The sequence below is a fragment of the Paenisporosarcina sp. P4_E4_2 genome, assembly GCF_056401595.1.
This window is the reverse complement of record NZ_JBFUJC010000335.1, coordinates 1-3,444: the sequence shown is the minus strand read 5'-3', so window position 1 is coordinate 3,444 and position 3,444 is coordinate 1. Positions and strand designations below refer to the sequence as shown.

Genomic DNA, 3,444 nt, shown 5'->3' with positions numbered 1-3,444 from the left:
GTCCCATCCCAACCAGATTGGATTTTATTTGCGGCTGATTACTCTCAGATTGAGTTACGCGTATTAGCACATATGTCTGATGACGAAGAGCTGATTGAAGCTTTCCGAAATGACCTGGACATTCATACTAAAACCGCAATGGATGTTTTCCATGTTGAAGCAGATGCCGTGACGTCAGATATGCGTCGCGCAGCTAAAGCAGTAAACTTCGGTATTGTTTACGGAATAAGTGACTACGGACTTTCTCAAAGCTTATCGATTTCTCGTAAAGAAGCGGCTGAGTTTATCGAGCGTTACCTGGAAAGCTTCCCAGGTGTGAAAACATACATGGATGAAATTGTACGGGAAGCGAAGCAAAAGGGATTTGTAACGACCATTTTAAATAGAAGAAGGTACTTACCGGATATTACTAGCTCAAACTTTAACTTACGTGGCTTTGCTGAGCGTACGGCGATGAATACGCCGATCCAGGGAAGTGCTGCGGATATAATCAAAAAAGCAATGATTGATATGGCTGATCGTTTACAGAAAGAAAACTTGAAAGCGAAAATGCTTCTTCAAGTGCACGATGAATTGATTTTTGAAGCACCTCAAGAAGAAATTGCGATTTTAGAAAAAATCGTACCTGAAGTAATGGAACACGCTATTGAATTAAAAGTGCCACTTAAAGTGGATTATGCATATGGTCCGACTTGGTACGATACGAAGTAAGGAGGCAAATTCATCATGCCTGAATTACCTGAAGTTGAGGGAGTCGTCAACTCCCTCAAACCGGTAGCTACCGGGAAGACTATTGAATCTGTAAAATTATCCGACGTTCTAGAGGTTTCAAGACAGGCGGGAAAACAAGCAATTGTTAAAGGCTCAGAGCTTAAACACTTCAAGCAAGCACTCGAAAATGCTCGAATCACTCAGATTGTAAGAAGGTCTAAATATATTTATTTTCACTTACTTAAAGATCAACAAGATTTACTATTAGTGAATCATTTGGGAATGACCGGTGCATGGTTTTATGTCCAGGAAACTGCAGACATCACAGAAGATAAGTTCAGAAAACATATTCATGTCGTATTAACATTAGATGACGGCATGCTTTTGGTATATGCAGACATTCGGAGATTCGGCGAAATGCGTTTACTGGATTCAGAAGATCAATTTCCTCCATTATTGTTAATGGCACCCGAACCATTTGCGGAGTCCGCATTAAATCATTTTATTGATATGTCCTCGCTCTCTAAGTATCAAAATAAGTCCATAAAAGAAACAATCATGGATGGACAAGTTATTTCTGGATGTGGCAACATCTATGCCACTGAAGCTTTATTTCGAATGCATATACATCCTGGCAGAAAAGTGAAGCGTATTAGTCAAAAAAGACTTATTCTCCTTTTTCAAACGATTGTCGATGTGTTGAACGAAAGCATATCTGCAGGTGGAAGCTCCATTTCAGATTATCGGAATATCAATGGGGAAGCAGGGGGCATGCAAAATCGCTTGTCCATGTATGGCAAGAAACAATGCCCTCATTGCTTGATTCCTACAAAACAAGTTTTACTCGGGGGACGAAACTCTTGGTATTGTCCTTCGTGTCAACGATAGAAGGATGGACAATAGATGATTATTGGATTAACAGGAAGTATTGCGAGTGGAAAAAGTACAATTTCAGAAATGTTGAAAGAAAAAGGATATCCCATTATTGATGCGGATCTTGTAGCCCGAGTAGTCGTAGAACCTGGTACCGTAACATTGTCAGACATTAAATGTATATTTGGCAAAGAGGTAATGAATGAGGATGGCACATTAAACCGAGAAGCACTGGGGCAGCTCATTTTTCATGATCCAGCAAAAAGGAAACAGCTCAACGATTTGATGCATCCAGCCATTCGTGCAGAAATGCTGCGCCAAAGAGATGAACTTTTTGAGAGTGGGGAAGAAACGTTGATTATGGATATCCCGCTTCTTTTTGAAAGTCGACTCCAACATTTTGTTGATARAATACTGGTTGTCTCTGTAAAGGAAGAGATACAGCTACAGAGATTGATGCAACGTAATTCGTTGTCTGAGGAAGAAGCTAAGGCAAGAATTCAGTCTCAATTACCACTTTCCGAAAAAGAAAAAGGTGCCGATGCGGTCATTTATAATAATGGGTCAATCGAACAATCAAAAGTTCAATTAGAGCGTATACTAGCTGAGTGGGACGTATAATGTCCCACTTTCTGAAAAATAGAACATTTCTACATTGCCAACAAAGTGTTTAACTTAGTTCAAAATGTGTTATACTAATTTCAGGTAAAAGATTAACAGTATAACATACTTGTAGGAGGATTTTTTATGTCAGCTTCTATCGCTATTAATGGATTTGGCCGTATTGGTCGTATGGTATTTCGCCAGGCAATTCTTCAAGATGATTTAAACGTGGTGGCAATTAATGCAAGTTATCCTGCTGAAACGTTAGCACATTTGATTAAGTATGACACAAATCATGGAACGTTTTCTGGTGACATTGTCATAGAAGAAAGCGCTTTAATTGTAAATGGTAAGCGAGTTCAACTTGTAAGTGACCGTGACCCATTGAAGTTACCATGGAAAGAAATGAACATTGATATCGTTATCGAGGCAACTGGAAAATTTAATGACCGCGAAAAAGCGGCATTGCATTTACAAGCTGGAGCTAAGAAAGTAATTTTGACTGCTCCTGGTAAAAATGAAGACATAACAATCGTTATGGGTGTAAATGATAATCAATTGAATATTGAAAAACATGACATCATTTCAAATGCCAGCTGTACAACAAACTGTCTAGCGCCAGTTGCGAAAGTACTGAATGACACGTTTGGCATCGAAAACGGTCTTATGACGAYTATCCATGCGTATACAAATGATCAAAAGAACTTAGATAATCCACATAAAGATTTACGTCGTGCCCGTGCATRTGCACAGTCCATCATCCCGACATCTACAGGAGCAGCGAAAGCATTGGCATTGGTTTTACCTGAATTGAAAGGTAAACTTCATGGTTTGTCTCTTCGCGTACCAACTCCAAATGTGTCATTAGTGGATCTTGTTGTAGATTTAAAAACTGATGTGACGGCAGAAGAAGTAAATGCAGCATTTATTGAAGCTTCAAAAGGTTCAATGAAAGGTGTTCTTGGATTAACTGAAGAACCACTTGTGTCAATTGACTTCAATTCAAACCCACATTCAGCGATCATTGACGGTTTAACGACAATGGTTATGGGAACACGTAAGGTAAAAGTTCTCGCTTGGTATGATAATGAATGGGGCTACTCAGCACGTGTAGTAGATTTGACGAAAAAAGTAGGCGCAGCACTGAAAGACACAGTAATTGCCTAATAAAATATTCCTCCCTACATGCTTTCAAAAGTAGGGAGGAATTATTTTTTTCTCGAACACTTGCATTGTGTGAGATTACAACATATAATG

Annotated in this window: 4 protein-coding genes; all 4 read left to right on the top strand. The window is 39.1% G+C overall.

The annotated features are described in order from the left end of the window. Positions 1-711 (top strand): DNA polymerase (locus AC1DSB_RS16625; protein WP_477587148.1); only part of this gene is annotated, 711 nt, incomplete at its 5' end. A 15-nt stretch (positions 712-726) separates the two neighbouring features. After that, entirely contained in the window at positions 727-1,599 is an 873-nt protein-coding gene (mutM, locus tag AC1DSB_RS16620) for a bifunctional DNA-formamidopyrimidine glycosylase/DNA-(apurinic or apyrimidinic site) lyase (protein WP_477531957.1), read from the top strand. Between the two features lie 15 nt (positions 1,600-1,614). Next, entirely contained in the window at positions 1,615-2,205 is a 591-nt protein-coding gene (gene coaE, locus AC1DSB_RS16615; RefSeq protein WP_477587147.1) for a dephospho-CoA kinase, read from the top strand. Between the two features lie 126 nt (positions 2,206-2,331). Then, entirely contained in the window at positions 2,332-3,354 is a 1,023-nt protein-coding gene (locus AC1DSB_RS16610) for a glyceraldehyde-3-phosphate dehydrogenase (RefSeq protein ID WP_477587146.1), read from the top strand. Positions 3,355-3,444: the final 90 nt, after the last annotated feature.

Coding starts and splice junctions, on each gene's coding strand:
- mutM (WP_477531957.1), top strand. CDS start 727: ATGCCTGAATTACCTGAAGTTGAGGGAGTCGTCAACTCCCTCAAACCG.